Genomic DNA, 6,875 nt, shown 5'->3' with positions numbered 1-6,875 from the left:
CGCGCAGGCACTCGCCGACCTCGGCTGCCAGGACACCCTCGACGTCCGCCGCTCCCTGGCCGCCGGCGACCTCGCCCGCCACCAAGGCACCCTCGAGTTCCCCGCCGCCCCGCGCCGCCAGGTCGTGCTCAACGTCCATTCGGACGGCGGACCCTTCGCCACGCTGGAGAACACCAGGTCCTTCCACTCCCTCGACCAGGTCCGCGACTGGTGCCAGGCGTCCAGCGTGCACACCCGTCAGGTCATCGACCTCAACGAACACCGGTGGAACCACGGCCACGACCCCACCCCACTGCTGAGCGAGCAGGTGAACCTCACCCACCCCACCTGCGTGTTCGTGGGCTGCACCCGACCATCCAGGTCCTGCGACGCCGACCACATCATCGAGCACGACCAGGGCGGTCCGACCTGCTCGTGCAACCTCGCCCCCCTGTGCCGCCACCACCACCGCCTCAAGACCCACGGCGGGTGGACCTACCAACGCACCGCAGCCCGGACCTTCCACTGGACCAGCCCCCACGGGCACGTGTACGTCAACGACCTCACCCACCCACGACATACCTGACCCACCGACCCCGCCGGCCACGGCCGACGGGGCCACACTCATGCCCGCACCCGAAAGGAAGCCGGGCCGGCCGTGCTGACCAGCGCCCGATCAATCCGGTGGGCAGCGGCGGTCCTCCTTGGGAGACTGCTCGGGAGGAGGAGAGATGACCGACGTCGAGGTCCGGAAGGCCACGCGCTCGTTGCCGCGCGCGCTCACGCCCTTTCGCCACCCCTCCTACCGGCGGCTGGCCGTCGCTCTCGTGCTGGCCACCTTCGCCGGCGGCGTCTGGGTGGTCGGGCTCGTGTGGGAGGTCATCCGGCTCGGTGGCGGTCCGGCGCAGCTCTCGGCGGTGTCCACCGCGGGCGCCGTCGGGGTCCTGCTGCCGGCGCTGCTCGGCGGGGTCGTCGCCGACCGGGTGCCGCAGAAGCTGATCCTGGTCTGTGTCGCGGCGACCGAGCTCATCTGCATGGCGCTGATCGCGCTGCTGTCGTTCGCCGACCTCACCCAGCTCTGGCACCTCGCCGTGGTCGGGTTCGTCATCGGGACGGCGATGGCGTTCTACTACCCGGCCTACTCCGCCTGGCTCCCGGCGCTGGTGCCCGAGGAAGACCTGCTCGCGGTCAACGGGTTCGAGGGGATGGTCCGGCCGACGATCGGCCAGGCGATCGGCCCGGGCGTGGCCGGTGTCGTCGTCGGGATCGCCTCGCCGGCGGCGGCGCTCACCGTGGCCGCCCTCAGCTCGCTGGCCGGCCTGGTCGCGCTCGCGACGGTGCCGCGCACCGCCGTACGCCGAGAGGAGGCCGCCGACTCCATTCTCCGCGACATGCGCGAGGGCTTCGTCTACATGGTCCGGACGCCGTGGCTGTTGGCCACGCTGCTCTTCGCGTCGCTGATGGTCTTCGTGATCATGGGACCGCTCGAGGTGCTCGTCCCGTTCCTGGTCAAGGACAAGCTCGGGGGCGGGCCCCGTGACCACGCGCTCGTGCTGGCGGCGTTCGGCATCGGGGGTGCCGTCGGGTCGCTGACGATGGCCTCGCTGCGGATGCCGCGCCGCTACCTCACCTGGATGAACCTGATGTGGGGTGTGGGCTGCCTGCCGATGGTCGTGATGGGCGTGGCCACCGAGATCTGGATGCTGGTCGCAGCGGCGTCGGTGCTGGGCGGGCTCTTCTCGGCGCCGATGGTGATCTGGGGGACGCTGCTGCAGCGCCGGGTGCCGCCCCACCTCCTGGGTCGGGTGGCGTCGCTCGACTTCTTCGTGTCGATCAGCCTGATGCCGATCTCGATGGCGGTCGCCGGCCCGGTCTCGGAGCTGATCGGGCTGCGCACGACCTTCCTGATCGCGGGTGTCGTCCCGGGCGTCGCCGCGGCCGTGGCGATCGTCGCCGCGAAGCTGCCGCACGACGAGATCGCCCACCCCCTCTAGGGCCGACTCTCCGGGCGTGCGCCGAGCCCGAGCCCGAGCGCGCCCGCGAGGCCGGCCCGGGAGCGGATGCCGAGCTTGCGGTAGACGTGGGAGAGGTGCCACTCGACGGCCTTCACGGTCACCACCAGCTGCTGGGCGATCTCGCGGTTGGTCATCCCGTCGGCGGCCAGCCGGGCGACCCGGCGCTCCGAGGCGGTGAGCGCGGCGAGCGCCTCCCGGTGGACCGGTCGCGCGGGCTCGCCCAGCCGGTCGAGCAGGCGCCGGATCCGGCTCTGGAGCGGCCACAGGTCCTGACGGCCGGCGTACTCCTCCGAACGGCGCAGCAGCGCCAGCGCCTCGGCGGTGACGTCGGACCGTCCCGAGAGCAGCAGGAGCCCGGCCAGGTCGGTGTCGAGCTGGGCGACCAGGCGGGCCGCCGCGACGCCGGCCAGCGTCGCCCCGGCCTCGCGGAGCAGGCTGATCGGGTCGCCGTGGGCGTCGACGGTGGCCAGCGCGCGCAGCCCGAGGGCCACGGCGTACGGCGCGTCGGCGCTGCGGGCCAGCGCCAGGTGCTCGCGGGCCAGCGCTGCTGCCTCGGCTCGACGGCCGAGCCGGACGGCAGCCAGCGCGGCAGCGGTGCGCCACGGCAGCACGTCCGGGTCGTCGTCGATGCCGGCGACCAGGCGGCCGGTCCGGGCGAAGTGGCCGGCCGCGAGCTCCGCGTTCGCGCCGGCGGCCGCGATCTCGCCCCGGGCGTAGTGGGCGGTGCCGCCGACGACGCCGGGCGCCTCGAGGAACCGGCCGAGCTCGTCGCCGAGGGACAGCGCCAGCTCGAGCTCGCCGCGGGCGAGTCGGCAGTCGACCTCGGCGGTCAGCAGCGCCACCTGCTCGAGCTCGCTGAGGTGGTCGAGGTGGGGACGGACCCGGGCGAGGTCCTCGAGCGACTCCGAGACCAGGCCCGCGCGGGCCCGACCCAAGCCGCGAGCGAGCAGCGGGCGCAGGGCGTGGACGTCGTCCCGGGCCGAGGCCTCGGCGATGGTCGCCTGAGGCGTCAGCATGCGGATCACCCTAGGAGGAAGGGCCCGGCCGCGGGCCCGAATGCCCACTACTGGTGGCGATGGACCAGTCAGGCGGGGGATCTGCCGAGGAACGCCAACAGGCGGACGCCGTACGACGCGTCGGCGTCGACCGCGCGCGCGGGCGCGAACCGGACGCCCCGGTCGCCCGGTCCGACCACCGCCCGGGCCACCGGGAGCAGCGCGCGGGCGAGCTCGTCGGGGAGCGCGGTCGCGGCCCCGGTGCTCTGCCCGACGTCCCAGCCGTGCACCGTCACCTCCAGCGCCGCGGTCGCGACCAGCAGCGGGCTGCCGAGGTCGAGGCCCCCGTCGCGGTCGCTGATCACGACGTCGCCGGGCCTCGGCCCGCTCCACGCGCCGAGCAGGGCGCAGGCCTTCTCCTCGATGGCGGCGACGTGGCCGACCGCACCGGGGGCGTGCACCTCCACCCGGCCGCCCGCGGCCTCGGTGAACGCGTCGAGGGCGTCGTCCAGGTGCGCCAGCAGGTCGGCGAGCGACCACCCGGCGCAGGGTGTCGGGCGGTCCAGCAGGTCGTCGCGGACCCCGGCCAGCCGGAGCAGGGTGTAGGAGAGAGCCCGGTCGAGCAGCTCGACGGACCCGTCGAGCGTTGCTCTCACCGAGCGTCCGGCCCGGGGGTGTAGTCGGCGGGCAGGTGGGTCGGCAGGCCGAAGGTCTCGAAGAGCGCGTGGTCGAAGAACGCCGTGACGTGGCGGACCTTGTCGCCGTCCAGCTCGAGCACCTGGAGCTGGAAGGGCAGGAAGTCGCCGCCCGGCGTGCGCATGTAGAGGCCGTACGCCGGCTGGCCGTTCGCCTGCGTCGCGATCATCGGCATGTCGTGCACGCCGCCGGGGCACTCGTTGCCGATCAGCCACCCGATGTTCTCCGCGCCGCGGAACCAGCTCGTGAACGGCGGCATGTCCCAGGTCGCCTCGGCGGTGAGGAGCCCGACGATCGAGTCGATGTCCTTGCGCCAGAAGGCGTCGACGTACCGCTCGAGCAGCTGCTGCTGGCCGGTGGTGAGGTTCGGCTCGACGGTGTCCTCGGTGAGGCCGCGCTCGGCGAGCTGCGCGTGGGCGCGCTGGAGCGCCGAGTTGACGGCGGCCGAGGTGGTGTCGAGGGCCTCGGCCACCTCGGCCGCCGACCAGCGGAGCACGTCTCGCAGGATCAGCACCGCGCGCTGGCGGGCCGGCAGGTGCTGGAGAGCGGCGACGAACGCGAGCCGGATCGAGTCGCGCTCCTCGACCACGACCGACGCGTCCGGCACCGGCTCCAGCCAGGCGATCTCGTGGTCCATCTCGAGGGCGTCGCCGGCCATCGCGTCGGGCGTGCCGAGCCCGGCCGGGAGCGGCCGACGGGGGCGGCCCTCGAGGTTGGTCAGGCACACGTTCGTGGCGATCCGGTAGAGCCAGGTGCGCACCGACGAGCGGCCCTCGAAGGCGGCCGAGGCCTTCCACGCCCGGAGGAACGTCTCCTGGACGAGGTCCTCGGCCTCGTGGACCGACCCGGACATCCGGTAGCAGTGAGCGAGCAGCTCGCGCTGGTAGCGCTGGGTCAGCGTCGGGAAGTCGTCGAGCTCGGTCTCGGTGGTCATCCGGTCTGCCTTCGTCGCCGTCACGGTCCTGCTCCTCGCCTCGTCCAGTCTGCTCCTCCTACCGACCGGCGTCGACGCGGGAACTCATCGCTTGACGGCGCGGACGATCTCGAGGGCGCGCTGCGCGGCCGGTACGGCGAGGGCGCGGTCGGCGGGGACCAGCCCGATCCGGGTGCGGCGGTCGAGCAGGTCGTCGACGTCGGCGGCGCCCTCGTGGGTCACCCCGAAGATCAGCTCGGCCAGGGTGGCCGGGACGTTCTCGGCGATCGGGGCGAGCAGCTCCTCGTCGGACAGGCCGCTCACGGCGCGTGCGTTGTCGAGCACCAGGGCGGCGTCGGTGCCGTAGCGCCGGACCAGCCGGGCGGGCTCCTCGAGCACGGCGAGCCGGTCGCGCGGGGCCGCGCCCAGGAGGGGCAGGTCGTGGGTGCGGCAGGGGCCGGCCTCGAGCCCGGCGTGGGCCAGTGCGGCGTCGACGGCGTCCTGGGCCATCCGGCGGTAGGTCGTGAGCTTGCCGCCGACGATGGTGACGACGCCGGTCTCGCTGGTGAGGACGGCGTGGCGACGCGACAGGTCGGAGGTGGCGCCGCCGGCGTCGCCCGAGGACAGCAACGGACGCAGCCCGGCGTACGCGCCGACCACGTCGCTGCGGTGCAGGGGGCGGGCGAACGCCGCCGAGGCCACGTCGAGCAGGAACCCGATCTCGGGCTCCGAGGGCTCGGGCACGTCGGGGATGTCGCCCTCGACGGGCTCGTCGGTGAGCCCGATGTAGATGGTGCCGTCGGGCTGAGGGAGCACGTTGATGAAGCGCCCCGTGGTGCCGGGGACCGGCGCGAAGACCGACGTCCGCAGGCCGGGGATGCTCGACCCGCGCAGGACCAGGTGGGTGCCGCGGCTCGGCCGGAGCGTCACCTCGGGGACCAGGGAGCCGGCCCACACACCCGCGGCGTTCACCACCGCGCGCGCCGTGACCGAGAGCGTCTCGCCGGTGAGCTCGTCGCGCAGCTCCACGCCGGTGCCGGTGGCCGACAGGACCCGGGCGTGCGTGCGGACGTGGGCGCCGTGGGCCGCGGCGGTACGGGCCACGTTGGCCACCAGGCGGGCGTCGTCCTCGAGCTGCCCGTCCCAGGTGACCAGCGCGCCGCGGAGCCCGGCCTGGCGGAGCGGGGCGAGCTGGAGCGCCTCGACCGCGGTGAGTCGGCGGGGCGCCGGCAGGGTCCGGGACGAGGTCCGGGCGGCCCGGCGCAGCACGTCGCCGCCGATGAGCCCGGCGCCGGTGACGGCCGCCTGGGACCGGGTGGTGACCGAGCCGAGCGGGATCAGCATCGACAGCGCGTGGGTGAGGTGTGGGGCGGTGCGCTCCATGAGGATGCCGCGCTCGACGGCGCTCTCGTGGGCGACCCCGAACTGGAGCTTGGCGAGGTAGCGCAGCCCGCCGTGGACCAGCTTGGAGGACCAGCGCGAGGTGCCGAAGGCGAGGTCGTGGGCGTCGACCGCGAGCACGGTGAGGCCGCGCGTGACCGCGTCGAGGGCGACCCCGGTGCCGGTGATGCCGAGCCCGATGACGACGAGGTCGATCTCGGTGGGCGCGTCGGCCAGCCCGGGCGTGATCAGGGTGGGCGTGATCGGGCTGGGCGGGGGTGTCATGGCGTGAGGCTCCTCGTGAGCAGGTGGGTGAGCTCGGCGTCGAGCTCCTCCTCGGTGGCCGTGCCGCCGTGGCCGTCGCCGACCATCGTGTGCGCCGAGAGGACGTAGCCGTGGGCGGCGAGCAGGAGGCCGCGGCCCATGGCGACGGGGTTGCCCGCCCGGATGGTGCCCTCGGCCTGACCGTCGCGGATCGCCGCGACGGTGAACTCGAGGATCGCGTCCTGCGAGCGGCCGCGGCGCGAGAGCAGGTAGGGGAGCAGCAGCTCGGGGTCGAGCTCGACAATGCGCACGAAGAGCTCGTTGTCACGGAGGCGCTGCACGGTGCCGACGATGTCGCCGACGAGCCGGTCGACGCTGGGTGCGGCGGGGTCCTCGTCGGCCAGGGTCTCGGTCACCACGCCGGCCCACTCGCGGGTCATCAGGTCGGCGAGCAGCTGGGGCATGTCGGCCCAGGTGCGATAGATCGTCATCCGCGAGACGCCGGCCCGGCGGGCGACCTCGGTGAGCGTCGTACGACGCCAGCCGACGTCGAGGATGCACGCCCGGGCCGCGTCGAGGTAGGTGTCGCGGGGCTGGGCTTGCGGCTCACTGTTGTGACGAAGTGACGTCATG

The 6,875-nt window shown here is 74.1% G+C and carries 7 protein-coding genes; 2 read left to right on the top strand and 5 right to left on the bottom strand.

Annotated elements, in window-relative coordinates:
• Both PD653B2_RS24945 and PD653B2_RS12450 read left to right on the top strand, forming a co-directional pair.
• The coding region (locus PD653B2_RS24945; RefSeq protein WP_165763456.1) for an HNH endonuclease signature motif containing protein at positions 1 to 565 on the top strand (565 nt) is incomplete at its 5' end.
• A 145-nt stretch (positions 566 to 710) separates the two neighbouring features.
• A complete protein-coding gene (locus PD653B2_RS12450; RefSeq protein WP_085872701.1) occupies positions 711 to 1,973 on the top strand; it encodes an MFS transporter in 1,263 nt (420 codons plus the stop codon).
• Here the strand turns inward: PD653B2_RS12450 and PD653B2_RS12445 are convergent.
• From PD653B2_RS12445 to PD653B2_RS12425, 5 genes are all read right to left on the bottom strand, one after another.
• Complete coding sequence (locus tag PD653B2_RS12445) at positions 1,970 to 3,010, bottom strand: helix-turn-helix transcriptional regulator (protein ID WP_085872700.1); 1,041 nt, start codon at positions 3,008 to 3,010, stop codon at positions 1,970 to 1,972. The genes PD653B2_RS12450 and PD653B2_RS12445 overlap by 4 nt on opposite strands.
• 68 nt (positions 3,011 to 3,078) lie before the next feature.
• Entirely contained in the window at positions 3,079 to 3,645 is a 567-nt protein-coding gene (locus PD653B2_RS12440; RefSeq protein ID WP_085872699.1) for a TIGR03086 family metal-binding protein, read from the bottom strand.
• A complete protein-coding gene (locus PD653B2_RS12435; RefSeq protein ID WP_278247407.1) occupies positions 3,642 to 4,643 on the bottom strand; it encodes a sigma-70 family RNA polymerase sigma factor in 1,002 nt (333 codons plus the stop codon). The genes PD653B2_RS12440 and PD653B2_RS12435 overlap by 4 nt, the downstream gene beginning before the upstream one ends.
• Before the next feature lie 60 nt (positions 4,644 to 4,703).
• Positions 4,704 to 6,263, bottom strand: a complete 1,560-nt coding sequence (locus PD653B2_RS12430) for a glycerol-3-phosphate dehydrogenase/oxidase (protein WP_085872698.1) — start codon at positions 6,261 to 6,263, stop codon at positions 4,704 to 4,706.
• Complete coding sequence (locus PD653B2_RS12425; protein WP_085872697.1) at positions 6,260 to 6,874, bottom strand: TetR/AcrR family transcriptional regulator; 615 nt, start codon at positions 6,872 to 6,874, stop codon at positions 6,260 to 6,262. Before PD653B2_RS12425 ends, PD653B2_RS12430 begins: the two co-directional genes overlap by 4 nt.
• Position 6,875: the final 1 nt, after the last annotated feature.

It is taken from the genome of Nocardioides sp. PD653-B2 (genome assembly GCF_002117935.1).
GTDB lineage: Bacteria > Actinomycetota > Actinomycetes > Propionibacteriales > Nocardioidaceae > Nocardioides.
Note: the sequence above shows the minus strand (reverse complement) of the source record. Positions and strands in the feature narration are given on the sequence as shown.

Coding starts and splice junctions, on each gene's coding strand:
- PD653B2_RS12450 (WP_085872701.1), top strand. CDS start 711: ATGACCGACGTCGAGGTCCGGAAGGCCACGCGCTCGTTGCCGCGCGCG.
- PD653B2_RS12445 (WP_085872700.1), bottom strand. CDS start 3,010: ATGCTGACGCCTCAGGCGACCATCGCCGAGGCCTCGGCCCGGGACGAC.
- PD653B2_RS12430 (WP_085872698.1), bottom strand. CDS start 6,263: ATGACACCCCCGCCCAGCCCGATCACGCCCACCCTGATCACGCCCGGG.
- PD653B2_RS12425 (WP_085872697.1), bottom strand. CDS start 6,874: ATGACGTCACTTCGTCACAACAGTGAGCCGCAAGCCCAGCCCCGCGAC.